The sequence below is a fragment of the Rhizobacter sp. genome (genome assembly GCA_019635355.1).
GTDB lineage: Bacteria > Pseudomonadota > Gammaproteobacteria > Burkholderiales > Burkholderiaceae_C > Rhizobacter.
The window spans coordinates 3,889,065-3,914,386 of the sequence record JAHBZQ010000001.1 but is presented as its reverse complement, the minus strand read 5'-3'; the positions used below and the strand labels follow the sequence as shown (position 1 = coordinate 3,914,386).

Below are 25,322 nucleotides of genomic sequence, written 5' to 3'. Positions count from 1 at the left end.
CCCCGAGGTGGTGGTGAAGGAGAGATTCCATGCAGATGCTCTACAACTCCGACAGCTTCGCCGTGTTGCAGTTCGACGTGGCCCACCAGGACGCACCGGCGCTCGAGGGAGGCTCCAGCGGCGCGTTGACACGCGGCGGCTATGAGATCGTCGACAAGTTCGCGCGCAAGGAAATCTTCATCGAAGGCGCGATGGCCGAGACCTTCAAGCTCGGTGTGGAAGCCCTGATCGAAGACCGCGAGCCGTCGGAAGAAGAGATCGACGACTACATCTCGCGCTACACCTCGCTGATGCAGCACCCGGTGGTGATGCACTGAGCGCCGACGCCCGCGCCGGCAGCGACGAATCCTTGGCTTGAAAAGGGCTTGCCATCCTGGCGCACGCTGCGCCAAGATGGCTGCGCAGTCTTTTTCTCGCGGGAGCTTCGTCGATGGCGACCGTTCACCCTGACGCACGGATGGTGTTGTCACCCGGCCTGAAAGAGGCGCCGGTGCTCGACCGCATGTGCTCCCAGTTCGTGCTCACGTTGACGGTGCGGCATGCCGGCCGCTTCAACGTGCGCCGAGACTGGAACGGCCTGCTCGCCCTCACCGGCAAGCACCTGGTGTGGCCGGCCACCGTGCTCACGCGGCTGCGCGCCTTCCTCAACAAGCGCTGCAAGGGCAACGAACACTGGAACGGCCACGAGGCGCTCACCGACACCGCCTTCATGCAGCGCCACGGCGCGTGGAACGGCCCCTACGAAGAAGGCACGCTCTTCTTCTACATCGACGAATACATCAAGGACGCCCCGAAAGACCTGCTCTCGGTGCTGGGCGCCACGGCCGACTGGCTCGACCGCAGCCTCAAGAAGGAGTCAACCCTCGTCGAGAAGAACATCGACGCGCTCGCCGGCCTCCTGCAGCTCAACCCCGCCGAGCGCGCGCTGCTGCTCTATGGAACATTGGCCCGCTACCAGCGCGACCTGCGCGGCCTGCTGGTCGAGTTCAAGGTCTCCAACGCGCAGGAGGCCTACGCTGCCATCGCCGCCGTGGCGGGCGTGAACGAGCAGGACGTGGCCGAGGCCCTGCGTGCCGGCTCGCGGCTCGAGCGCACCGGCATGGTCGAGAACCTCATCTCCGAACACAACATCACCGACCTCGCCGACCTGATGAAGGTGAGCGAGCAACTGCCGCCGGTGCTGATGCGCCACTACGAAGGCCCGTCGGACCTGATGGCCGTCTTCACCCGGCCCGCGACGAAGAGCGAGCTGAGCGCGGCCGATTTCGATTTCGTCGGCGACGACCAGCAGGTGCTGACCGCGCTCTTGCGCAACGCGGTGGCGCGCAAGTCGCCGGGGGTCAACGTACTGCTCTACGGCCCGCCCGGCACCGGCAAGACCGAGCTCGCCAAGGTGGCCGCGCAGGCCGCCGGGCTTCAGCTCTACGAGGTGGAATACGCCGACCGCGACGGTAACTCGCTGTCGGGCCGCGACCGATATCGCTCGCTGCAGATCAGCCAGGTGTTCCTGAAGGGCAGCCCGCAGGTGGCGCTGCTCTTCGACGAGGTGGAAGACGTCTTTCCGCCCATCTCGACCGACGCCGCGCAGCTGATGGCGCGCATCGACACCGGCGATGGCGCCGTCTCGGGCAGCGTGAGCGGCAAGGCCTGGGTCAACCAGATCCTCGAGACCAACCCGGTGCCGGTGATCTGGGTCACCAACCGCATCGAGCAGATCGACCCGGCGTTCCGCCGCCGCTTCCAGTACCACTTGGAACTCAAGAGCCCGCCGCCCGGTGCGCGCGAAGCGCTGGTCACGAAGGCGCTCGATGGGGTCGACGTGTCGAAGGACTTCATCGCCCGCCTGGCCGAGCGGCGCGCGCTCACGCCGGCCCAGGTGCGTACCGCCGTCAAGTTCGCCAAGCTCGCGGCCGACGACGCCCACGGGCCGGAGGTCGAGGCCCTGATCGAGCGCCAGCTCGTCAACGCCGACAAGGCGCTCGGCAGCCACGGCCAGCAACGGCCGGCGCGGCGCGTGGTCACGCAATACGACCTGAGCCTCGTGCACACCGAATCGCGCTTCGAGCTGCCGCGCATCGTCGAGGCGCTGCGCCGCAAGGGCCACGGCACGCTGTGCTTCCACGGCGCGCCCGGCACCGGCAAGACCGCGCTGGCCGAATACATCGCGCAGGCGCTGCAACGGCCCCTGATGGTGCGCCAGGCCTCCGACCTCGTGAGCAAGTTCGTCGGCGAGACCGAGGCCAACATGGCGCGCATGTTCGAAGAAGCGCAGAGCGAAAACGCGGTGCTGCTGCTCGACGAGGCCGACAGCTTCCTGCGCAGCCGGCGCATGGCCGAGCGCAACTACGAGGTCACCGAGGTCAACGAGATGCTGCAGGGCATGGAGCGCTTCACCGGCGTCTTCATCTGCACCACCAACCTCTTCGACGAACTCGACGAGGCCGCGCTGCGCCGCTTCAGCTTCAAGATCCGCTTCCTGCCGCTCACGCCCGAGCAGCGCGAGCGGATGTTCGTGATCGAGGCGCTGGAGGGCCAGGCCGACCAGTTGACCGCCGAGCAGACCACCCGCCTGCACAAGCTCGACGCGCTTGCGCCCGGCGATTTCGCGGCGGTCAAGCGCCAGATCGACGTGCTGGGCGTCGCTTTCGGCCCCGACGAGTTCCTCTCGCAGCTGGAGGCCGAGCACCGCGTGAAGCCCGAGGTGCGGCGGCGGCGCGAGATCGGCTTCCTGCACTGACGCGGGCCAACACGCCCGCACGACGAGACATTCGTCACGCTCGGGTGGTGCATCCCCGCATCAAGCTGGCGGCGGGGCCGGCCGATAAAACCCGAACGACGGTCTTCCCGAGGATTCGATGGACGAGGCTTTTCTGAAGTGGGGGTTCCGCGCCGAGCTGTGGGCCGCCTCCGCTGCGATGGCCGTGTTTGCCGCCTACGTCGCGCTCGATCTCGCGCGCGGCGTGTCGTCGCGCCATGCCTCGACCGCGCTGCGTGCGTGCCTCGCCTCCGCCGTCGCCCTCGGCGCGGGCACCTGGGCCGCCCATTTCATCGCCGTCGCCAACGAGCCCCTGCCCTTCGCCATGGGTTACCACGGCGGCTGGGTGTTCGCCTCGCTGGTGCTGGCGCTCGTGAGTTCGATGGTGGGGGTGCACATGAGCGCACGCCCGCAGCTGGGGTTGGGCCGGGTCACGGTCGCGGCCCTGGTGCTCGGCCTGGGCGCCTGCGGCGTGCCGGCGCTCGGCCTGCTGGCCCTGCAGCTCTCGCCGGCCCCGCACTGGAACCTGCCGCTGCTGGCCGCGGGTGCCCTGATGGCCAGCGCCTGCGCTGGCGTGGCGCTGGCGCTGGTGGCCGAGCAGCGCCGCCGCCGCCCGCACCTGGGCCTGCTGTGGCAGGCCTGTGTCGCCCTCGGCCTGGGCGGCGCCATTTCCATCGGCAACGCGGCCGTGCTGCACGCGGCCTCGGTGCCGCTGCTCACACTCTCGTTCGCCGCCAGCCGCACCACCCCCGCCACCGTGGCCGCCCTGGCCGCGCTGGGCGTGCCGGCCCTGCTGGCCCTGCTGCTGATGACCTCGGTGCTCGAAGGTCGCTTCCGCCGGCTGCTCCGGCGCACCCGCGACGAGGTGAAGCGTGCCGCGCAGACCGACCGCCTCACCGAACTGCCCAACCGCTCGATGGTGGAAGAAGCACTGCAGGTCGCCGCGGTGCGCGCCGACCGCCAGAAGCACCGCCTGGCGCTCGTCTTCCTCAACGTCGACGGGCTGAAGGCGGTCAACGAATCCTTCGGCCAGTCGACCGGCGACGCGGTGCTGCGCGAAGTGGCCCAGCGCCTGCGCAAGGTGGCGAGTGCCAACGACGTGATCGCCCGCGCCGGCGGTGACGAGTTCGTGCTGCTGCTCGAAGGCAACCCGACGCAGCAGGACGCCACCCACATGGTGGAGCGCATCCTGGGTGGCATGAACGAGCCGTGCCGCATCGACGACCACGAGATTTCGGTCTCTTGCACCGTCGGCGTGGCCATCTACCCCGAGCACGGCAGCGCGACGCGGCTCATCGCCCATGCCGCCGCCGCGATGCGCTACGCCAAGCGCACGGGCGGCGCGAGCCACGCGATGTTCGAAGAGCGCATGGTGGCCGGCTCGCGCGACCAGGTGGAGCTGCTGCAGGACCTGCGCCGCGCCATCGCCCACCACGAACTCACGCTGCACTACCAGCCCAAGATCCACGCGCCCAGCGGCCAGATCACCGGCGCCGAGGCGTTGATGCGCTGGAAGCACCCGCAGCGCGGCATGGTCGGCCCGCACATCTTCATTCCGCTGGCCGAACGCTACGGGCTCATCAACTCGCTCGGCAACTTCCTCATCGAAGAGGTGTGCCGGCAGATCCGCGCCTGGCGCGAGAACGGCTTGCGCATGCGGGTCGCCATCAACCTCTCGGTGCACCAGCTGCGCCAGGCCGACCTGGTGGAGCGCATCCTCGGCGCGCTGGAGCGCCATCACATCGACCCGGCCCTGCTCACCTGCGAGATCACCGAGTCGGCGGCGATGGACGACACGCGCGTCACGCTGCAGGTGATCGAGCGGCTGTCGGCGATCGGCGTTCACCTGTCGATCGACGACTTCGGCACCGGTTACTCGTCGCTCTCGTACCTGCGACAGCTCGCCGCCGAAGAGCTGAAGATCGACCGCAGCTTCGTGTTCGACCTGGAAACGAGCGCCGATGCGCGCGCCATCGTCGACGCGGTGGTGAAACTCGCGCAGGCGCTCGGCCTCAAGGTCGTGGCCGAAGGGGTGGAGACCGAGCAACAGCAGGAGATCCTGCGCCAGCTCGGTTGCAACGAGCTGCAGGGCTATCTCTTCGCCAAACCGATGCCGCCCGAGGCGCTGATGCTGTGGGCGATGAACGACGAAGGGCCGCGGGCGCTGGACTTCCGGCCCTCGCTCTTCGGTGACACCTTGCCTCAGTCGATCCTGCCGGCCGAAGCGGCAGACAGCGCCGGGACTTGACACGGTTTCTACAATCGAGGGCATGAACGCTCCGATTGCCTACACCCGCGCCCAGGCGCTGCCCGAGATCCTCAAGAACCGCATCGCCATCCTCGACGGGGCGATGGGCACGATGATCCAGCGCTACAAACTCACCGAAGAGCAGGTGCGCGGCGAGCGCTTCAAGGACCACGGCAAGGACCTGAAGAACAACTCCGACCTGCTGGTGATCACGCAGCCTGACGTCATCCGCGAGATCCACGAGCAGTACCTCGCGGCCGGCGCCGACATCATCGAGACCAACACCTTCGGCGCCACCACCGTGGCGCAAGACGACTTCGCACTCGGCCACCTGGTGCGCGAGCTGAACCTCGCCGCCGCGAAGCTGGCCCGCGAGGCCTGCGACAAGTACAGCACCCCCGACAAACCGCGCTTCGCCGCCGGCGCGCTCGGCCCCATGCCGCGCACCGCGAGCATCAGCCCCGACGTGAACGACCCGGGCGCCCGCAACATCACCTTCGACGAGCTGCGCGAGGCCTACCTCGAGCAGGCGCGGGCGCTGCTGGAAGGCGGGGTCGACCTCTTCCTGGTCGAGACCATCTTCGACACGCTCAACGCCAAAGCCGCGGTGTTTGCGCTCGACGAGCTGATGGAAGAGACCGGGCAGCGTTTGCCGGTGATCATTTCCGGCACCGTGACCGACGCGTCGGGCCGCATCCTCTCCGGCCAAACGGTGACGGCCTTCTGGCACAGCGTGCGCCACGCGAAGCCGATCGCGGTGGGCCTCAACTGCGCCCTCGGGGCCGCGCTGATGCGCCCCTACATCGAAGAGCTCTCGAAGGTCGCGGGCGACACCTACATCAGCTGCTACCCCAACGCCGGCCTGCCCAACCCGATGAGCGACACCGGCTTCGACGAGACGCCCGAGATCACCGGCGGGCTGCTGGAAGAGTTCGCGAAGTCGGGCTTCCTCAACATCGCAGGCGGCTGCTGCGGCACGACGCCGGCGCACATCGCCGAGATTGCGAAGAAGGTGTCGGCCTATCGGCCGCGGGCCAAGCACGACCCGCTGTTCAGCGGCCTGGTCGCCGCCTGAGCGTCAGGCCAGGCTCAACAGCTTTTCCATGTTGAGCCGCACCCGCACCTCCTGAGGGGCCACGCCACCCGTCACGTCGTGCGGGCGCAGGCGGGTGTCGCGCAGCGTCGGCTCGACGAGCGGCGTGCCGCTCTTGCTGACGATGCTGGCCACCTTCGGCGTCTTGGCGTGCGTGCCGCGGCGCAACACCACCGCGACTTCGCCGCTCGACAGCTGCACGAAACTGCCCGGCGGGTAGATGCCGGTCGCCTGGATGATGGCCTTGCCGGCTTCGTCGGCCTGCTGGTGTTCGTCAAGGTAAGCCGCCTTGATGGCGGCCGAGGCCGCGAGTGCCGGGCGTGCGCGGCGCATGCTCAGACGGGCCGAGAAGATGTCGGCCCGCTGCAGCAGCCGGGCCAGTTGCAGGCCGGGGCGGTGGCCCGCCAAGGGGCCGGGCGTGGTGTCATGGTGGTGCGCCACCGCTTCCAGCCAGACGGCATCGGCCACCCCGGCCTGGCGCAGGCAGGTGACGGCCCGCTCGGCATGGTTGTCGATCAAGGCCCGCTGCTGCGGCGCGGGCGGTTCTTCCTGCAGGGCCAGCTGGTCCTGCAGCGCGGTCATCGCGATGTTCATGGTCAGCGCCGCACCGCGCAGCGAATGGCGCATCTCGGGCGTGAACGACGGGATCTGGCGCGCCGCCAGCTCGCACAGCACCGCCACGAGCAGGGCGTGCGTGACGCTGTAGTGGTGGGCGTCGCTGCAGGTCGCCTGCACCAGCAGCAGCAGGGCCAGGTCGGCGTCCGATTCGGTCAGCGCCAGCACCTCGGCCTGGAACCTGTCGAGCTTGGCGAGGAAGTCGGCCGGGGCCGGCGTCTGCAACAACGCCCGTCCGCGCATCTGCAGGTTGGCCCAGGCGGTGACCGGGTCGACGGCCACGGCGGCCGGGCCGCTCGTGCCCATCACCACCTCGCCCACTTCGGCGCGGGCCATGTGGCCGAGCTTGGCGTTCTGCCGCAGCATGGAATCGAGCTTGCCGGCCAGCGCCCGCTTGAGCAGGTCGCCTTCGAGTTCGTCGACGTAGAGCGCGCGCGACACCAGGCGCTGGCGCTGCTCCTCGGTGGCCACCAGCACCCCCTTGGCCAGCAGCAGGTGGCCGGTGGCGTCGCGCACGGACACCGGCGCCGGGTGGCCGGTGCGCAGGATCTCGGGGGGCAGCTGGATGACGGGCATGGGGGCGTGCGAAGCCGGAAGCGGAAAGCCGGGCGTCCGAACCGGGCACCCTGTTTGGGATTTCGACCGCCCTGCCTCGAACTTGAGGGGGCCCGCGGCTTACTTCGCGCTGGTGGTGGCGCCGGCGCGCGGCTTCTCACCCACCAGGATCTCGACGCGCCGGTTGGTCGCCCGCCCGGCCTCGTCGTCGTTGCTGGCCAGCGGGTCGCGCGAGCCGCGCCCGGCCACGGCGATGCGCACCGGCGACATGCCGCGGGCCACGAGCCAGTCGCGGGTGCTGGCGGCGCGGTCGAGCGAGAGCGCGTCGTTGGCGGCCGAGGCGCCCTTCGAATCGGTGTGGCCGACGATGCGCAACTCGGCGGTGGGCAGGCCGCGCAACGAGACCACGATCTTGTCGAGCAAGGCGGTGGCCCCCGGCTTCAGCGCCGAGCGATTGGGCTGGAAGGTGAGGTCGCCCGGCAGGGTGATCCAGATGCGCTCGTCGGTGGTGCGGGCCACCGACACGCCGGAGCCGCTCAACGCGCTGCTGAGCTGGCGCTCGGCCGCTTCCATCTGCGGCGAGAAGCCTTTGCCGTCGGTCGAGCCCTTGCCATACACCGGGCCGGCAGCCGAGCCGGGCACGGCCGCGGTCGCCGGCGGCACGGCCTTGGGCGGCGGCGACGAGCAGCCGGCGGCGAAGAGCGCCGCGCACAGCGCGGCTTGGAACGAGCGGGCAAACGTCATGGTGCGGTCGATTTTGGTGACGAGCGGCGATTGGAACGCCGGTAACCCCATCAGGTTCAGGGCCGCTGCCTGGGCTTGTAACCAGGTGCTGGGCCGCGCTCGAGACGCACAGGCCCGATGTGCGGGTATCGCACACGGGCCGCCGCCGCTAAACTTCGCGGCTTCCAAGGAGCGTTGCGACGGCGCCCGGCTTCGCCTCAGAAGCCAGCGCCGCCAGGCTTGGAAGCTCGCAACGACGCTCACCCCTGCATGCCCCGATTCCCACGATCGCACGCATGCGCCGCGGGTGAGCACCACGGCGCATGCGCAGTTCCATCGAACCACGCCATGACTGCCGCCGCTGCCCGCACCCCCGTCCCGCCCATGAAGCTCTCCGGCCTGGAGCCGGTCTCGATCGGCGAGGGCACGCTCTTCGTCAACATCGGCGAGCGCACCAACGTCACGGGCTCCAAGGCCTTCGCGCGGATGATCCTCAACGGCCAGTTCGAGGAAGCGCTGGCCGTCGCGCGCCAGCAGGTGGAAAACGGCGCCCAGGTGATCGACGTCAACATGGACGAGGCCATGCTCGATGCGAAGGCCTCGATGGTGCGCTTCCTGAACCTGATCGCCTCCGAGCCCGAGATCGCGCGCGTGCCGATCATGGTCGACAGCTCGAAGTGGGAGGTGATCGAAGCCGGCCTCAAGTGCATCCAGGGCAAGGGCATCGTCAACTCGATCTCGATGAAGGAGGGCGTCGACGAGTTCAAGCGCCAGGCCAAGCTCGTGCGCCGCTACGGCGCCGCCACCGTGGTGATGGCCTTCGACGAGAAGGGCCAGGCCGACACCTTCGAGCGCAAGATCGAGATCTGCGAGCGCGCGTACCGCATCCTCGTCGATGAGGTGGGCTTCCCGCCGGAAGACATCATCTTCGACCCCAACATCTTCGCCATCGCCACCGGCATCGAAGAGCACAACAACTACGCGGTCGACTTCATCGAGGCCACGCGCTGGATCAAGCAGAACCTGCCGGGTGCGAAGGTGAGCGGCGGTGTGTCGAACGTCTCTTTCAGCTTCCGCGGCAACGACCCGATGCGCGAAGCCATCCACACCGTGTTCCTGTACCACGCGATCAAGGCGGGCATGGACATGGGCATCGTCAATGCCGGGATGGTGGGCGTGTACGACGACCTCGAGCCGACGCTGCGTGAGCGGGTGGAAGACGTGGTGCTGAACCGCCGCCCCGACGCGGGCGAGCGGCTGGTCGAGATCGCCGAGACCGCCAAGGGCGCGGCCAAGGACGACAGCGCGAAATTCGCCTGGCGTGCGAAGCCGGTGCGCGAGCGCCTCTCGCACGCGCTGGTGCACGGCATCAACGACTTCATCACCGAAGACACCGAAGAGGTCTACCAGGCGATCAAGGCCGAGGGCGGCCGCCCCCTGCACGTGATCGAAGGCCCGCTGATGGACGGCATGAATGTCGTCGGCGATCTCTTCGGCCAGGGCAAGATGTTCCTGCCGCAGGTGGTGAAGAGCGCCCGCGTGATGAAGCAGGCGGTGGCCCACCTGCTGCCCTACATCGAGGCCGAGAAGCAGGCGCTGATCGACGCGGGGGGTGAAGCAAAAGCCAAAGGCAAGATCGTCATCGCCACCGTGAAGGGCGACGTGCACGACATCGGCAAGAACATCGTCACCGTCGTGCTCCAGTGCAACAACTTCGAGGTCGTCAACATGGGCGTGATGGTCCCGTGCCAGGACATCCTCGCCCGCGCCAAGGTCGAAGGCGCCGACATCATCGGCCTCTCGGGCCTCATCACCCCGAGCCTGGAAGAGATGCAGCACGTGGCCGGCGAGATGCAGCGCGACGACTACTTCCGCGTGAAGAAGATCCCGCTGCTCATCGGCGGCGCCACCACCAGCCGTGTGCACACCGCGGTGAAGATCTCGCCGCACTACGAAGGCCCTGTGGTCTACGTGCCCGATGCGAGCCGCAGCGTGAGCGTGTGCAGCGACCTGCTGTCGGACGAAAAGGCCAGCGCCTACATCGCCGAACTCAATGCCGACTATGAGCGGGTGCGGCACCAGCACGCGAACAAGAAAGCCACGCCGCTCGTCACGCTGGACAAGGCCCGCGCCAACAAGACGCCCATCGACTGGGCGGCCTACACCCCGCCGGCGCCGAAGTTCACCGGCCGCCGCGTGTTCAAGAACTACGACCTGGCCGAGCTCGCCAAGTGCATCGACTGGGGCCCCTTCTTCCAGACCTGGGACCTGGCCGGACCCTACCCCGCCATCCTCACGGACGAGATCGTGGGTGAATCGGCGCGCCGCGTGTACAGCGACGGCCAGAGCATGCTCAACCGAATCATCAAGGGCCGCTGGCTCACCGCCAACGGCGTGATCGGCCTCTACCCTGCCAACACCGTCAACGACGACGACATCGAGATCTACACCGACGAGTCGCGCAGCGAAGTGCTGATGACCTGGCGCGGCCTGCGCATGCAGAGCGAGCGCCCGGTGATCGACGGCGTGCCCCGGCCCAACCGCTGCCTGGCCGATTTCGTTGCACCGAAGAGCTCGGGCAAGGCCGACCACATCGGCCTCTTCGCCGTGACCGCCGGGATTGGCTGCGACAAGAAGGAAAAACAGTTCCTCGATGACCACGACGACTACAGCTCGATCATGCTCAAGTCGCTCGCCGACCGGCTGGCCGAAGCCTTCGCCGAGCGCCTGCACCAGCGTGTGCGCCAGGAGCTGTGGGGCTACGTGCCCGACGAGGCGCTGAGCAACGAAGAGCTGATCGCCGAGAAGTACCGCGGCATCCGCCCCGCCCCGGGCTACCCGGCCTGCCCCGACCACACCGTGAAGCGCGAGATGTTCCGCGTCTTGCAATGCGACGACATCGGCATGGGCCTGACCGAGAGCCTCGCGATGACGCCAGCCGCCAGCGTGAGCGGCTTCTACATGGCGCACCCGGAGGCGACCTACTTCAACGTCGGCAAGATCGGCGGCGACCAGCTGAAGGACTGGGCCGCCCGCAACGCGGTGGACGAAAAGCAGGCCGAGCGCTCGCTCGCCCCGCTGTTGTCCTGACACGACCCGGCTTGCATCCACTTACAGACGATGCACACCCTCGCAAGGTGTGCATGAATCGACACCAAAAGGCCTGTTGCGAGAGGTAAGCCTTTCGCAGGCCGCCAACAATTCACGTTTTTTCGCGGCGCGTGACCCGAACAATGTCCCTTCAAGCATGACGACATGCGGAGGAGGGGACCGTGGACAGCACGCAAGTTGAGAACACACGCTCGCGCCAGAGTGGCCGATTGGGCGCTTGGCTGAAGCAGCGCACCCGCACCGGCCTCGCGCTGGTGATGGCGGCCCTTGTGGTCGCCTGCGGCGCTGGCAAGGAAGACAACGAACAGCAGACGCCGGCCAACACCGGCCCGGCGCCCACGCGCAACGAGGCGGCGCGTTTCCTCGCACAAGCCAGCTACGGCCCGACCGAAGCCTCGATCAACGCGCTGACCCGCTCGAACTTCGCCGCCTGGATCGAGGCGCAGTTCAACCTGCCGCGCCTGCCGCATCGCACGCACTACGACCGGCGCGATGCCGAGCTAGAAACCACGATGCAGGACCCGAGCGCAGCCCAGTTCCGCGAAAGCTACTGGGCCCAGGCGCTCTCGCGCGACGACCAGCTGCGCCAGCGCGCCACCTTCGCGCTCTCGCAGATCTTCGTGATCTCGTTCGCCGACAGCACGCTCGCCAACAACCCGCGCGGCGTGACCTCGTACTACGACATGCTGGCCGAGCACGCCTTCGGCAACTACCGCGACCTGCTGGAGCGGGTGAGCCTGCACCCGATGATGGGCATCTATCTCACGCACATGCGCAACCAGAAGGAGAACCCCGCGACCGGCCGGGTGCCCGACGAGAACTATGCGCGCGAGATCATGCAGCTGTTCTCGATCGGCCTGTACGAGCTGAACAACGACGGCACGCCGCGCGGCGGCACCGAGACCGAGACCTACACCCACGCCGACATCCAGGGCCTGGCCAAGGTCTTCACCGGCTACAGCTGGTACGCCGGCCCCAACCTCGCCGACCGCACCACCCGCCGCTTCGGCGGCGCCGACGCCCAGCCCGACCGCGACTGGCAGCCGATGCAGGCCTACAACGCGTTCCACTCCACCAGCGAGAAGCGCTTCCTCGGCCGCACCATCCCCGCCAGCACCACGGCCGATGCCGACGCCGACCTGCGCATCGCGCTCGACACCCTCTTCAACCACCCGAACGTCGGCCCCTTCATCGGCAAGCAGCTGATCCAGCGCATGGTCACCAGCAACCCGAGCCCCGCCTACGTGGGCCGCGTGGCCTCGGCGTTCAACAACAACGGCCGCGGTGTGCGCGGCGACATGAAGGCGGTGTGGCGCGCCATCCTGCTCGACCCCGAAGCACGCAACCCCGACCTCGCCAACCCGCACTACGGCAAGATCCGCGAGCCGCTGCTGCGCCTGTCGCACTTCCTGCGCGCCTTCAAGGCCACGTCGACCACCGGCAACTGGACCGGCATCGACAACACCGACGACCCGGCCAGCCGCTTGAGCCAGACGGCGATGCGCTCGCCCTCGGTCTTCAACTTCTACCGCCCCGGCTTCACGCCGCCCAACAGCGCTGCGGCCGGCGCGGGCTTGGTGGCGCCCGAGCTGCAGCTGGCCAACGAGGTGTCGGTCGCGGGCTACCTCAACTACCTGCGCGGCACCTGGCTCACCGTCAACGCCAGCCGCGACATCCAGCTCGACTTCAGCGCCGAGACCGCGATCGCCGACAACGCCACCGCGCTCGTCGACCGGCTGAACTGGCTGCTGATGTCGGGCCAGATGAGCACGGCCCACCGCGACCTGGTGATCAATGCCGTCACCAGCCGCAGCATCCCGGCCACCAACCAGACCAACATCGACGCGGCCAAACGCGACCGGGTGTTCATCGCCATCCTCCTCACGATGGCCTCGCCCGACTACCTGGTCCAGAAATAAGAGGGAGACCGACATGCGACACGACCACGCCTCCCGCCGCGAGTTCCTGCGCCGCGCCGCCATCCTCTCGGGCACGGTGGGCCCGGCCGGGCTGCCCTTCGCGCTCAACCTCGCGACGATGAACGCCGCAGTGGCGCAGACCGCGCCCAGCTACAAGGCCATCGTCTGCCTGTTCCTTTACGGCGGCAACGACTCGGCCAACACGGTGCTGCCCACCGATACCGCCTCGTGGACGGCCTACCAGACGGTGCGCGCCACCGGCACCGACCCGATCGCGCTGCGCCCGGTGGGCACGGCGCCCGACACCACCGCCCCACGGGCTTCGCCAGCGGCGCTGGGCGGCGTGCTGGCGCTCAACCCCGCCTTCACCGCCTCGCCGGTCAACAACACCCGCAGCTTCGCGCTGCACCCGTCGATGACGGAGATGCAGACGCTCTTCAACGCCAGCACCGGCAGCCGCCTGGCCATCATCGCCAACGCCGGCCCGCTGGTCTTCCCGATGACCAAGGCCGAGTACCAGGCCAACCTGCCCTCGCGCCCGCGGCCGGCCAAGCTCTTCTCGCACAACGACCAGCAGTCGACCTGGCAGGCCCTCGGCCCCGAAGGCGCACGCGTGGGCTGGGGCGGCCGCTTCGGCGACCTCCTGGCCAGCAGCAACACCAACACCGTCTTCACCAGCATCTCGGTGAACGGCAACGCGGTGTTCATGGCCGGGCAGAACGTCTTCCAGTACCAGATCGGCACCGGCGGCGCCACCGCGGTGGGCGGCATCACCGGGAGCCTCTTCAGCTCGGCCGCCGCCGCCACCGCCTACCGCAACCTGCTCACGGCCAACGGCGACCCGAATACCGTCTCGCACCTGCTCGGCCGCGAACAGGCCAGCATCACCAAGCGCTCGATCGATGCGCAGGCGCAGTTCCAGCAGGCGTTCGTCGACGCCAACGGACAGGTGGCCGCGCCGTCACAGTACGTGCCGCCCTCCACCGGCGTCGCCGCCAACAACAACCTCGCGCAGCAGCTGCAGGCGGTCGCCCGCATCATCGCGGCGCGCGGCACCCTCGGCGTGCAGCGGCAGGTGTTCTTCGTCAGCATGGGCGGCTTCGACACCCACGACAACCAGAACCGCACCCAGGCCGACCTGATGGCGCGCCTGTCGCATGCCATCGGCTACTTCGACACCGTGCTGGGCACGCTCGGCCTGCGCGACAGCGTGACGCTCTTCACCGGCTCCGACTTCGGCCGCACCTTCACCACCAACGGCGACGGCACCGACCACGGCTGGGGCGCGCACCACTTCGTATACGGCGGCGCGGTCAACGGCCGCGAGATCTACGGCCGCTTCCCGCAGGTGGGCTTGAACCACAACGACGAGGTGGGCTCCGGCAGCTTCCTGCCCGGTGTCTCGGTCGACCAGATCGGCGCCACGCTCGGCAAGTGGTTCGGCGTCTCCGACAGCAACCTCGACTCGGTCTTCCCCAACCTGCGGAACTTCCAGCGCGACCTCGGGTTCATGAGGACCTGAGCTTCATTCCTCATCCGTCTCACCCATGACCAGCAGCACCTCCTTGTCCGAACCCATCGCCCCCGGCGCCGTGCCGCGCCCCAGCGCCAACCCACTCGTCTGGTGGGTGGCCGGCGGCCTGAGCCTGCTCGGCGTCGGCGCCCTGGCCGGCGCGTTGATGAGCCCGCCGAAAGACACGCCCCAGGCGGCCGCGCAGCCGGTGCCCGCAGCCAAGCCTGCGGTGGCGAAGGCCACCCCAGCGGCCAAGCAGGCCAACACCGTGACCTGCGCACACTGCGGCACCGTCGAAAGCGTCAAGGCGGAGAAGCAGAAGGGTGAAGCCACCGGCCTCGGCGCGGTCGGCGGTGCGGTGGTGGGCGGCGTCGTCGGCCACCAGGTCGGCAACGGCAATGGCAAGAAGGCCATGACCGTGCTCGGCGCCGTGGGCGGCGGCCTCGCCGGTCATGAGATCGAGAAGCATGCCCGCGCCACCACGGTCTACCAGGTGCAGCTGCGCATGGACGACGGCAGCACCCGCACCGTCACGCAATCGACCGCGCCTGCGGTGGGCGCACGCGTCGAGGTGCAGGGCAACGAGTTGAAGCCGCGCCCGGCCAAGGGCTGAGGCTTTCTTCCCAGCCCCTCAGGCCGGCGCCATCAGCAGGCGCCGGTATTGAATGGCTTCGGCCAGGTGCGCCACCTGGATGTCGGGGCTGGCCGCCAGGTCGGCCACGGTGCGGGCCACGCGCAGCACCCGGTGGTAGCTGCGGGCCGACCAGCCCAGCCGCGCCGAGGCGCCTTGCAGCAGGCGCGTTTCCGCGGCCCCCAGCGCGCAGTGCATGTCGATCGCCGAGCCCGCCAGGCGCGCGTTGGTGCACCCCTGGCGTGACAGCGCCGCCTCGCGCGCGGCCATCACCCGATCGGCCACCTGGGCGCTGGGCTCGCCATCGGGTGCCGACGCGAGCGTGTCGGGTGGGACGGCCGGCACCTCCACCTGCAGGTCGATGCGGTCGAGCAAGGGGCCGCTGAGCCGGCCCTGGTAACGCAGCACCACATCGGGCGTACACCGGCAAGCGCGCAAGGGGCTGCCCAGGTGGCCGCACGGGCACGGGTTCATCGCGGCGATCAACTGGAAGGAAGCCGGGTACTCGGCCTGCCGCGCGGCCCGCGAGATGGTGACGCGGCCGGTCTCCATCGGCTCGCGCAAGGCTTCGAGCGCCGCCCGCGGGAACTCGGGCAGTTCGTCGAGGAAGAGCACACCGTGATGAGCCAGCGAGATCTCGCCCGGGCGCGGCGGCGACCCACCACCCACCAGCGCCACCGCCGAGGCCCCATGGTGCGGCGCCCGCACGTTGCGCACGCGCCAGCGCTCGGGCGAGAAGCCGTGGTACAGGCTCAGCACGGCGGCCGACTCCAGGGCTTCGTCCTGGGTGAGCGGGGGCAGGAGGCCCGCGAAGCGCTGCGCGAGCATCGACTTGCCGGTGCCGGGCGGGCCCATCATGAGAAGCGAATGCCCGCCAGCAGCGGCCACTTCGAGCGCACGTTTGGCGCCGGCCTGGCCCTTCACGTCGCGCAGGTCCGGGAGCGTGTCGGTGACGGGCACGGTGTGGGCTTGCGCACGCCGGAGTTCGCCGCGCTGGGCGGCGTCGCCCGGCAGCAGGGCCTGCACGACGTCGAGCAGGTGGGCGGCGCCGAAGATGGGCAGGCCTTCGACGAGGGCCGCTTCCTGCGCGCTCGCCTGTGGCAGCACCAGCGCACGGGGCGTCGCCCCCTCGCGGCGCTTGAGTGCGAGGCCCATCGCCAGCGCCCCGCGCACCGGCCGCAGCTCGCCCGAGAGCGAAAGCTCGCCAGCAAACTCGTAGTGGCCGAGCAGGGCCGGGTCGATCTGGCCGCTCGCGGCGAGGATTCCCAGCGCGATGGGCAGGTCGAAGCGACCGGTCTCTTTGGGCAGGTCGGCCGGCGCCAGATTGACCGTGATGCGCTTGTTGAATGGAAATTCGAGGCCGCTGTTCTGCAGGGCCGCCCGGACACGCTCTCGCGCCTCCTTGACCTCGGTGTCGGCCAGCCCGACCAGCGTGAAGCTCGGCAGGCCATTGGCCAGATGGACCTCGACCGTGACCTCGGGCGCCGCCAGGCCGTCGAGCGCGCGGCTGTGGATCACCGCCAATGACATGGTTTTCTCCCTTGGGGCACCCGGCGGCTGCATGCCGCCTTGTTTTGATGCGGAGCGCATTGTCCGCAGCCACCCCGCCCCGACCATCCCGCAAAGGTCGGATCTGCACCGCCAGCGTGCCAAATGGGCCCAATCACCTCACCAAAGCACCAAAGTGGAGAGAAAAGCCGGGCACCTATCCTGTTTTGGGGCGATGCGCCCCAAAACGACGTTGGCACAAAAGCTGCAAACCGTGTTGCCGCACCCTTCACACCACCCGATCGCGGAGAACACTACATGCTCAAAAAGTCGTTGCTGGCCCTGGCCGTCGTCGCCTCGGCTCTTCCTGCCATCAGCTTTGCCGAAGAAGCCAGTCCGCTCTCTTTCAACCTTGGCGCGGTGACCGACTACCGCTACCGCGGCATCTCGCAAACCCGCTTCGAACCCGCCCTGCAATTCGGCGCCGACCTCGCGCTGCCGGCCGGCTTCTACATCGGCACCTGGGGTTCGACCATCAAGTGGATCCGTGACTCGGGTGGCGACTCGACCGTCGAAGTCGACGTGTACGCCGGCTGGAAGAGCGAAGTGGCCAAGGGCCTGACCCTCGACTTCGGCGTGCTGCAGTACGTCTACCCGAGCGCCAAGACCGCCGCCTGGGACGCCGCCTATGACGACCCCAACACCACCGAGCTGTACGGCGCCGTCACCTTCGGCCCGGCGACCCTCAAGTACTCGCACTCGACCAGCAACCTCTTCGGCAACCGCGACAGCAAGGGCAGCGGCTACCTGGACCTGAGCGCGACCTTCGAACTGCCGGAAGGCGTCATGCTGACCCCGCACGTGGGCTATCAGAAGATCAAGAACTACAAGTCGCTGTCGTACACCGACTACTCGCTCAGCCTGAGCAAGGACATCTCGGGCACCGTGGTGAGCCTCACCTACGTCGGCACCAACACCAAGACCATCACCGGCAACCCCAACGGCAATGCCTACTACGACCCGTCCGGCGCCAACCTCGGCAAGGACACCGTGGTGTTCGGCATCAAGCGCACCTTCTAACCCACCCATAACCACTGGAGAGAACCATGAAGATGGTGACTGCCATCGTCAAGCCCTTCAAGCTTGACGAAGTGCGTGAAGCCCTCAGCGCCATCGGCGTGCAAGGCATCACGGTGACCGAAGTCAAGGGCTTCGGCCGTCAGAAAGGCCACACCGAGCTGTACCGCGGCGCGGAGTACGTGGTCGACTTTCTGCCCAAGGTGAAGATCGAAGCGGCCGTCGACGACGCGCTCATCGACCGCGTGATCGAAGCCATCGAGAACGCCGCCCGCACCGGCAAGATCGGCGACGGCAAGATCTTCGTTTCGCCGCTCGAGCAGGTGGTGCGCATCCGCACCGGCGAGACCGGCAAGGACGCCCTCTGACGCACAAGACGAACGAGAGACAACCCATCATGAAGAAACTCATTGCAACCCTCGCCCTGGGCCTCGCGGTCCTCGGCTTCAGCGGGGCCGTGCTGGCCCAGGCGGCCTCGGCCCCTGAGGCCGCTGCCTCGGTGGCAGCCGTCGCTGCACCCGCTGCGGCTTCGGCCGCTGAAGCGGCCTCGGCTCCCGCCGCTGCCGCGACCCCCGTCGCCAACAAGGGCGACGTCGCCTGGATGATCGTCGCCACGCTCCTCGTCATCATGATGACGGTGCCCGGTCTCGCCCTCTTCTACGGCGGCCTGGTGCGCAGCAAGAACATGCTGTCGGTGCTGATGCAGGTGCTCGTCACCTTCTCGCTGATCGTCGTGCTGTGGTGCATCTACGGCTACAGCCTGGCGTTCACCGAAGGCAACTCCTACATCGGTGGCTTCGACCGGCTGTTCATGAAAGGCCTGTTCGACCCCGCCACCGGCGCCTTCGCAATGGGTGCGACCTTCAGCAAGGGTGTCTACATCCCCGAGCTGCTGTTCGCCGCCTTCCAGGCCACCTTCGCCGGCATCACCTGCTGCCTGATCGTCGGTGCCTTCGCCGAGCGCATCAAGTTCAGCGCCGTGCTGCTGTTCATGGTCCTCTGGTTCACGTTCAGCTATGCGCCGATCGCCCACATGGTCTGGTTCTGGATGGGCCCGGACGCCTACGCCAGCAAGGAAGTGGTTGACGCGATGAACGCCAAGGCCGGCCTGATCTGGCAATGGGGCGCGCTCGACTTCGCGGGCGGCACCGTGGTGCACATCAACGCGGCCGTCGCCGGTCTCGTGGGCGCCTTCATGGTGGGCAAGCGCGTGGGCTACGGCAAGGAAGCCTTCACCCCGCACTCGCTGACGCTGACGATGGTCGGTGCCTCGCTGCTGTGGGTGGGCTGGTTCGGCTTCAACGCCGGCTCGGCTCTGGAAGCGGGCAACAGCGCCGTGCTGGCCTTCATGAACACCTTCTCGGCCACGGCCGCGGCGGTGCTCGCCTGGTCGATCGGTGAAGCGCTGATGCGCGGCAAGGCCTCGATGCTGGGTGCTGCCTCGGGTGCAGTCGCCGGTCTGGTCGCCATCACCCCGGCCGCCGGCAACGTCGGCCTGATGGGCGCGATCGTGATCGGCTTCGTCGCCGGCTTCGCCTGCCTCTGGGGCGTGAACGGCCTGAAGAAGATGCTCGGCGCGGACGACTCGCTCGACGTGTTCGGCGTGCACGGTGTGGGCGGCATCGTCGGCGCGCTGCTGACCGGCGTGTTCAACACGCAAGCCCTCGGTGGCCCCGGCCTCGTGGGCGACTGGGTCACGGCCTCGGTCACGTCCAACGGCATCGGTGCCCAGGTCTGGATCCAGCTGAAGGCCGTGCTGCTGACCGTCGTCTGGTCGGGTGTGGTCTCGGTGGTCGCCTTCAAGATCGTCGACCTGGTGATCGGTCTGCGGGTGCCGGAAGAAGAGGAACGCGAAGGCCTGGACATCACGTCGCACGGCGAAACCGCTTACCACCAGTAAGCCGCAGACAAGCAAGCGCCCGCTTGCCGTCAACCGGAAAGGCCACCGCAAGGTGGCCTTTTCTTTTGCAGAACCGAAAGCAGCGGACCGCGGCTTGCCGCTTGCACTGCGCCAATGCGACCCCAACTCCTAGAATTCCTCCTCCTCCACCCTGTCTTTCGGGCCCTCACCCATGGTTCCGCACCTCATCACCGCACTCACCGGCCCGATCAACGAACTGGAGCAGCGCATCCTCGAATCGCTGCCCGCCATCGAACGCTGGTTCCGGCTGGAGTGGATGGAACACACGCCCCCGTTCTACACCTCGGTCGACGTGCGCAACGCGGGTTTCAAGCTGGCGCCGGTCGACACCAACCTCTTCCCCGGCGGCTTCAACAACCTCACGCAGGAGATGCTGCCCTTGGCCGTGCAGGCCGCGATGGCGGCCATCGAGAAGATCTGCCCCGAGGCGAAGAACCTGCTGCTGATCCCCGAGCGCCACACGCGCAACACCTTCTACCTGTCGAACGTCGCCCGCCTGAAGCAGATCTTTCACCAGGCCGGCCTTAACGTGCGCCTGGGCACGCTCGACGAGACCATCAAGTCGCCCACCCAGCTCGACCTGCCCGACGGCAGTTCCCTGATGCTCGAGCCGCTGATCCGCACCCGCGGCCGCCTGGGCCTGAAGGACTTCGACCCCTGCACCATCCTGCTCAACAACGACCTGTCGGCCGGCATCCCCAAAGTGCTGGAAGGTCTGCACGAGCAGTACCTTTTGCCGCCGCTGCACGCCGGCTGGGCTGTGCGCCGCAAGACCAACCACTTCCAGGCCTATGAGGAGGTGGCGAAGAAGTTCGCCAAGCTGCTCGGCATGGACCCTTGGCTCATCAACCCGATGTTCGCCAAGTGCGGCGAGGTCAACTTCAGCGACGGCACCGGGCAGGAGTGCCTGATGAGCAACGCCGAAGCGTTGCTCGCCAAGGTGCGCCGCAAGTACAAGGAATACGGCATCCAGGAGAAGCCCTTCATCATCGTGAAGGCCGACGCCGGCACCTACGGCATGGGCATCATGACCGTGCGCGACCCGAAGGACCTGGCCGACCTCAACCGCAAGACGCGCAACAAGATGAGCGTCATCAAGGACGGCCAGGAGGTGAGCGAGGTCATCCTGCAGGAAGGCGTGCCCACCTACGAGCGGGTGCACGACGCCGTGGCCGAACCGGTGGTCTACATGATCGACCGCTACGTGGTCGGCGGCTTCTACCGGGTCAACGCCGAGCGCGGCATCGACGAGAACCTCAACTCCCCGGGCGCGAGCTTCGTGCCGCTGGCGTTTGCCGAGTCGAACCAGCTGCCGAAGCCGGGGGTGAAGCCGGGGGCGAGCGCGCCCAACCGCTTCTACATGTATGGCGTGATCGCCCGCTTGGCGATGCTGGCCGCGTCGTATGAACTGGAAGCCACCGACCCCGACGCCGAGGTCTACGAGTAGGTTGCTGCATTGCAACATCGTTCACGCCCCGCCGCGTCGCCGGGCGTGAACCCCTGGGAGCGCAGAGCACAATAGTCCCCCTTTGGACTCTGCCGGGCCGCTCCGGGCCCGGTCGACCGTGAATTCGCAGCGCCCCTCTTCCAGCCTGGCCGCCCTCACCTTGGGCGCCCTCGGCGTCGTCTACGGCGACATCGGCACCAGTCCGCTCTACGCGTTCAAGGAAGTCTTCGCACATGGCCACGTGCCGCTGAGTGCGGACAACATCTTCGGCGTGCTGTCGCTGATGTTCTGGTCGCTGACGGTGATCGTCTCGTTCAAGTACGTGGGCCTCATCCTGCGCGCCGACAACAACGGCGAAGGCGGGCTCATCGCGATGCTCGCGTTGGCCTCGCAGGCGGTGAAAGATCGCCGCCGTCTGCACCAGGTGCTGATGGTCATCGGCATCTTCGGCACCGCCATCTTCTTCGGCGACGGCGTGATCACACCGGCCATCTCGGTGCTGTCGGCGGTCGAGGGCCTGGAGGTCGCCGCCCCCGGCCTGCACCGCTACGTGGTGCCGGTGACGCTGGTGGTGCTGACCGCGCTCTTCATCGTGCAGCGGCACGGCACGGCGAGCGTCGGCAAGCTCTTCGGCCCCATCACGCTGCTGTGGTTCATTGCGCTCGCGCTGCTGGGCATCGTGCACGTGGTGAAGAACCCCGCGGTGCTCGCCGCGCTCAGCCCGCACTACGCCTTGCGCTTCTTCGCCGAACACCCCGGCGTCGCCTTCATCGCCCTCGGCTCGGTGGTGCTGTGCGTGACCGGCGCCGAAGCGCTCTATGCCGACATGGGCCACTTCGGCAAGAAACCGATCCGCCTGGCCTGGTTCGGGTTCGTCATGCCGGCGCTGGTGCTCAACTACTTCGGCCAGGGCGCGATGCTGCTCGCGCACCCGGAGAACGTGAAGAACCCCTTCTACGAGATGGCGCCGCAGTGGGCGCTGTACCCGCTGATCGCCTTGGCCACCGCGGCCACGGTGATCGCCTCGCAGGCGCTCATCACCGCGGCCTTCTCCGTCACCAAGCAGGCCATCCAGCTCGGTTACCTGCCGCGCCTGCGCATCCTGCACACCTCGGTGAAGGAGACGGGCCAGGTCTACGTGCCCTTCATCAACTGGAGCCTCTACGTGGCCATCGTGCTGGCGGTGGTGCTGTTCGGCAGCAGCAGCAAGCTGGCCGCCGCCTACGGCATCGCAGTGACGATCGACATGCTGATCACGACGGTGATGACCTTCTTCGTCATCCGCTACGGCTGGAAGTACCCCTGGGCACTCTGCGTGGCGGCCACCGGCTTCTTCTTCGTCGTCGACCTGATGTTCTTCTCGGCCAACGTCATCAAGATCTTCGATGGCGGCTGGTTCCCGGTATTGATCGGCGCGGCGATGTTCACCCTGATGATGACCTGGAAGCAGGGCCGCGCGCTGATGCGCGACCGCCTGCGCGACGATGCGATCGACCTGAAGAGCTTCCTCGAAGCGGTGTTCGTGAGCCCGCCCACGCGGGTGCAGGGCACGGCGGTGTTCCTCGTGCCCGAGGCCGGCGTCACGCCCAACGCGCTCTTGCACAACCTCAAGCACAACAAGGTGCTGCACGAGACCAACCTCTTCGTCACGGTGAAGCACCACGAGATCCCGTGGATCGGCTTCGACAAGCGCTGCGAGATCGAACCGCTGGGACGCGACTGCTGGCAGGTCACGCTCAACTTCGGCTTCAAGAACGACCCCGACGTGCCGGAAGCGCTGGCCCTCTTGCGCCACCGCGGCGTGCAGCTCGACGACATGGAGACCTCGTACTTCCTGTCGCGCGACATCGTGATCCCCACGATGGGCCAAGGCATGACCATGTGGCGCGAGAAGCTCTTTGCGAGCATGCACCACAACGCCAGTGGCGCTTCGGAATACCTGAGCTTGCCGACGAACCGCGTGGTGGAGCTCGGCTCGAAAGTCGAGATTTGATGACAGCCCCCCAGTCGCTTCGCTCCTGCCCCCAAGGGGCGCCGTCCGGCTTGGGGCGGCCCGGCGCCGGACATTCCCGCTAGCGAGCGATGCGCTCCCTGCTGCGCGACAGCTCGCTCTCCACCCTCGCCGCCGGCTTCATCGCCGTGCTGGTCGGCTACACCAGCTCGGTGGCCATCGTCTTCCAGGCCGCCCGTTCGCTCGGGGCCGACGCCGCACAGATCAGCTCGTGGATGTGGGCGCTCGGCATCGGCATGGGCGTGTGCACCCTGGTGCCGTCGCTGTGGCTGCGCAAGCCGGTGATGGTGGCGTGGTCCACGCCCGGCGCGGCGGTGCTCGCGACCGCAGGCGCAGCCGGTGGCTTCACGATGCCCGAGGCGATCGGGGCCTTCATGGTCTCGGCGGCGTTGATCGTGCTCTTCGGTGCCACCGGCTGGTTCGAGCGCCTGATGGGCCGCATCCCGATGCCGATCGCCAGCGCGCTGCTGGCCGGCGTGCTGGCGCGCTTCGGGCTCGATGCGTTCATCGCGGCGAAGTCGGCGTTTGGCCTGGTGATGACGATGCTGCTGGCCTACCTCGTCGGCCGGCGTTGGTGGCCGCGTTACGCGGTGCCAGTGGTGCTCGCAGTCGGCACGCTGTGGGCAGCGTGGCACGGGCAGCTGCATCCCGGCGGCATCCCCTTCGGCCTCACGATGCCGGTGTTCACCGCACCGGCCTTCCACTGGCAGGCGATGGCGAGCTTGGCACTCCCGCTCTTCGTCGTGACGATGGCCTCGCAGAACCTGCCGGGGGTGGCGGCCATCCGCGCGGCCGGCTACACCATGCCGATCTCGCGCCTGATCACGATGACGGGTGCCGCGACACTCGTGCTCGCGCCCTTCGGCGCCTTCGCGATCAACCTCGCCGCGATCACCGCAGCGATCTGCATGGGCCGCGAAGCGCACGAAGACCCCGAGCGCCGCTATGCGGCCGCGGCCACCGCGGGTGTGTTCTACATCGTCGTGGGCTTGTTCGGTGCAGCGGTCGCCGGGGTGCTGCTCGCCTTTCCGAAGGAGCTGGTCGCCGCCATCGCCGGCCTCGCCTTGCTCGGCAGCATCGGCGGGGGCCTGACCGTCGCCATGAAGGAAGACACCCACCGCGAGGCGGCGCTCATCACCTTCCTCGTCACGCTGAGCGGCCTCTCGCTGTGGGGCATCGGCTCGGCCTTCTGGGGCGTGGTCGCCGGCGCGCTCGCGCTTTTTGTGCAACAGTGGCGGCCCCGACTCACTGCCTGAGATGCCCCCATGAAGCTGTTGTTCGTGGCCGACCCGCTGGAGAGCTTCAAGACCTACAAGGACTCGACCTTCGCGATGATGCGCGAAGCCGCTTCACGCGGCCACGAGCTGTGGGCCTGCGAAGCGAAAGACCTGGTGTGGCAACGAGGCGGCCAGGTGAGCGCGCAGGCGCGCCGCTTCACCTTGAAGGCGGACCCTCATGATTGGTTCGAGCCCGAGGCCCGCACCGGCGTCACGCTTGCCGAGATGGGCGCAGTGCTGATGCGCAGCGACCCGCCCTTCGACAGTGAATACTTCTACGCCACGCATTTGCTCGGGCAGGCCGAACGCGAAGGCGCGAAAGTCTTCAACAAACCCGCCGCGCTGCGCGACCACCCCGAGAAGCTCGCGATCCTCGAGTTCCCGCAGTTCATCGGGCCCACGCTCGTCACGCGCCATGCGGCCGAGATCCGCGCCTTCCACGCCGAGCACCAAGACATCATCCTGAAGCCGCTCGACGGCATGGGTGGCATGGGCATCTTCCGTGTCGGCCCCGATGGGCTCAACCTCGGCAGCATCATCGAGACGCTCAACAAGCACGGCGCGCAAACGGTGATGGTGCAGCGCTACCTGCCCGAGATCGCACTCGGAGACAAGCGCATCCTCATCATCGACGGCGAGCCCATCCCGCATGCGCTGGCGCGCATCCCGCAGGGCAGCGAGATCCGCGGCAACATGGCGGTCGGTGGCAAGGGCGTGGCCCAGCCGCTCTCGGCACGCGACCGCGAGATCGCGTCCACCATCGGGCCCATCCTCGCCGCGCGTGGGCTGCTGCTCGTGGGGCTCGATGTCATCGGCGATTGCGTCACCGAGATCAACGTGACCAGCCCGACCGGTTTTCAAGAGATCACACAGCAGACCGGCTTCGACGTAGCACGCGCGTTCATAAATGCGCTCGAGCGCCACGCCTAGCAAAAAAG

At 68.1% G+C, this 25,322-nt stretch carries 18 protein-coding genes and 1 riboswitch; of the genes, 15 read left to right on the top strand and 3 right to left on the bottom strand.

The window, feature by feature from the left end; genetic code table 11:
• Positions 1–29 precede the first annotated feature (29 nt).
• From KF892_17975 to KF892_17960, 4 genes are all read left to right on the top strand, one after another.
• Positions 30–317 carry a DUF3567 domain-containing protein gene (locus KF892_17975; protein MBX3626913.1) on the top strand — a complete coding sequence of 96 codons (288 nt, stop codon included), beginning with the start codon at positions 30–32 and terminating at the stop codon, positions 315–317.
• A gap of 113 nt (positions 318–430) precedes the next feature.
• Complete coding sequence (locus tag KF892_17970; GenBank protein ID MBX3626912.1) at positions 431–2,737, top strand: AAA family ATPase; 2,307 nt, start codon at positions 431–433, stop codon at positions 2,735–2,737.
• A 118-nt stretch (positions 2,738–2,855) separates the two neighbouring features.
• Positions 2,856–5,003 carry an EAL domain-containing protein gene (locus KF892_17965; GenBank protein MBX3626911.1) on the top strand — a complete coding sequence of 716 codons (2,148 nt, stop codon included), beginning with the start codon at positions 2,856–2,858 and terminating at the stop codon, positions 5,001–5,003.
• A 22-nt stretch (positions 5,004–5,025) separates the two neighbouring features.
• Complete coding sequence (locus tag KF892_17960; GenBank protein ID MBX3626910.1) at positions 5,026–6,078, top strand: homocysteine S-methyltransferase family protein; 1,053 nt, start codon at positions 5,026–5,028, stop codon at positions 6,076–6,078.
• 3 nt (positions 6,079–6,081) lie between these two features.
• On the opposite strand, the gene KF892_17955 is transcribed toward KF892_17960, so the two are convergent.
• Both KF892_17955 and KF892_17950 read right to left on the bottom strand, forming a co-directional pair.
• The gene (locus tag KF892_17955) at positions 6,082–7,287 is read right to left on the bottom strand and encodes a phosphohydrolase (protein MBX3626909.1); all 1,206 of its coding nucleotides are present in this window, start codon (positions 7,285–7,287) and stop codon (positions 6,082–6,084) included.
• Between the two features lie 99 nt (positions 7,288–7,386).
• Entirely contained in the window at positions 7,387–8,010 is a 624-nt protein-coding gene (locus tag KF892_17950) for an OmpA family protein (protein ID MBX3626908.1), read from the bottom strand.
• Positions 8,011–8,170: 160 nt separating this feature from the next.
• Positions 8,171–8,258, top strand: a riboswitch (S-adenosyl-L-homocysteine riboswitch).
• 115 nt (positions 8,259–8,373) lie between these two features.
• Between KF892_17950 and metH the strand changes: the two genes are divergently transcribed.
• From metH to KF892_17930, 4 genes are all read left to right on the top strand, one after another.
• Positions 8,374–11,079 carry a methionine synthase gene (gene metH, locus KF892_17945; GenBank protein MBX3626907.1) on the top strand — a complete coding sequence of 902 codons (2,706 nt, stop codon included), beginning with the start codon at positions 8,374–8,376 and terminating at the stop codon, positions 11,077–11,079.
• A 278-nt stretch (positions 11,080–11,357) separates the two neighbouring features.
• Positions 11,358–13,019 (top strand): DUF1800 domain-containing protein, encoded by a 1,662-nt coding sequence (locus KF892_17940; protein ID MBX3626906.1) that lies wholly within the window; start codon positions 11,358–11,360, stop codon positions 13,017–13,019.
• A 13-nt stretch (positions 13,020–13,032) separates the two neighbouring features.
• Entirely contained in the window at positions 13,033–14,541 is a 1,509-nt protein-coding gene (locus KF892_17935) for a DUF1501 domain-containing protein (GenBank protein ID MBX3626905.1), read from the top strand.
• 25 nt (positions 14,542–14,566) lie between these two features.
• Positions 14,567–15,145, top strand: coding sequence for a glycine zipper 2TM domain-containing protein (locus tag KF892_17930; protein ID MBX3626904.1), 579 nt, complete (start codon positions 14,567–14,569; stop codon positions 15,143–15,145).
• A gap of 18 nt (positions 15,146–15,163) precedes the next feature.
• Here the strand turns inward: KF892_17930 and KF892_17925 are convergent, their stop codons facing one another.
• Positions 15,164–16,693 carry a YifB family Mg chelatase-like AAA ATPase gene (locus tag KF892_17925; protein MBX3626903.1) on the bottom strand — a complete coding sequence of 510 codons (1,530 nt, stop codon included), beginning with the start codon at positions 16,691–16,693 and terminating at the stop codon, positions 15,164–15,166.
• Positions 16,694–16,969: 276 nt separating this feature from the next.
• On the opposite strand from KF892_17925, the gene KF892_17920 reads away from it, so the two are divergent.
• The 7 genes from KF892_17920 to gshB all read left to right on the top strand — a co-directional run bounded on the left by KF892_17920 (position 16,970) and on the right by gshB (position 25,314).
• A complete protein-coding gene (locus KF892_17920) occupies positions 16,970–17,731 on the top strand; it encodes a TorF family putative porin (protein MBX3626902.1) in 762 nt (253 codons plus the stop codon).
• Between the two features lie 26 nt (positions 17,732–17,757).
• On the top strand, positions 17,758–18,096 hold the full coding sequence (gene glnK, locus KF892_17915; protein MBX3626901.1) for a P-II family nitrogen regulator: 339 nt from the start codon (positions 17,758–17,760) through the stop codon (positions 18,094–18,096).
• A 233-nt stretch (positions 18,097–18,329) separates the two neighbouring features.
• Positions 18,330–19,628 (top strand): ammonium transporter, encoded by a 1,299-nt coding sequence (gene amt / locus KF892_17910; GenBank protein ID MBX3626900.1) that lies wholly within the window; start codon positions 18,330–18,332, stop codon positions 19,626–19,628.
• Positions 19,629–19,800: 172 nt separating this feature from the next.
• A complete protein-coding gene (gshA, locus tag KF892_17905; GenBank protein ID MBX3626899.1) occupies positions 19,801–21,096 on the top strand; it encodes a glutamate--cysteine ligase in 1,296 nt (431 codons plus the stop codon).
• A 118-nt stretch (positions 21,097–21,214) separates the two neighbouring features.
• On the top strand, positions 21,215–23,089 hold the full coding sequence (locus KF892_17900; GenBank protein ID MBX3626898.1) for a potassium transporter Kup: 1,875 nt from the start codon (positions 21,215–21,217) through the stop codon (positions 23,087–23,089).
• Between the two features lie 89 nt (positions 23,090–23,178).
• Positions 23,179–24,363 (top strand): benzoate/H(+) symporter BenE family transporter, encoded by a 1,185-nt coding sequence (locus KF892_17895; GenBank protein MBX3626897.1) that lies wholly within the window; start codon positions 23,179–23,181, stop codon positions 24,361–24,363.
• Between the two features lie 9 nt (positions 24,364–24,372).
• Positions 24,373–25,314, top strand: coding sequence for a glutathione synthase (gshB, locus tag KF892_17890; GenBank protein ID MBX3626896.1), 942 nt, complete (start codon positions 24,373–24,375; stop codon positions 25,312–25,314).
• Positions 25,315–25,322 lie beyond the last annotated feature (8 nt).